A 426-nucleotide genomic window follows, 5' to 3' on the forward strand; every position below is an offset into this window, starting at 1 on the left:
GATGCCTTATCACTTCTTCTGGAATTTTCATTTCTGCCCAGCATATATCTGTTGCTGAGTTCTTTTGCTTATTGAGTCTTGTAAGCCAATATTTGTAGGTTGACAATTTTATATTATTTTTCACACCATTGCCTAGCAGATAAGCCACTGGCTTTACAATCTAAAATTGTCTGCTTCCATATTGTCTCGGATTTTCTTTGTGCCATTTTAAAATGCCTCCTGACTTCATGAGTTTTATATCAGAAAGCATAACAGAAGTAGTTGTTAATTACACTACGGTATGTTTTGAAGCACTTACGTATAAAACATTAATTTCGAGTAAAAATAAAAACCGGGATTACTCCCGGTAGAATAGCTGTATTGCTATCTATTCAATTTTATTTTGGTTGTTTCTATTCTAATACCTAAAATACTACACATAATTCT

Annotated in this window: 1 protein-coding gene; it reads left to right on the top strand. The window is 32.6% G+C overall.

What is annotated here, in order from left to right:
• Window positions 1-227 precede the first annotated feature (227 nt).
• A complete protein-coding gene (locus ACECE_RS32705) occupies window positions 228-350 on the top strand; it encodes a hypothetical protein (RefSeq protein WP_456049038.1) in 123 nt (40 codons plus the stop codon).
• Window positions 351-426: the final 76 nt, after the last annotated feature.

This window comes from Acetivibrio cellulolyticus CD2, from assembly GCF_000179595.2.
GTDB lineage: Bacteria > Bacillota > Clostridia > Acetivibrionales > Acetivibrionaceae > Acetivibrio > Acetivibrio cellulolyticus.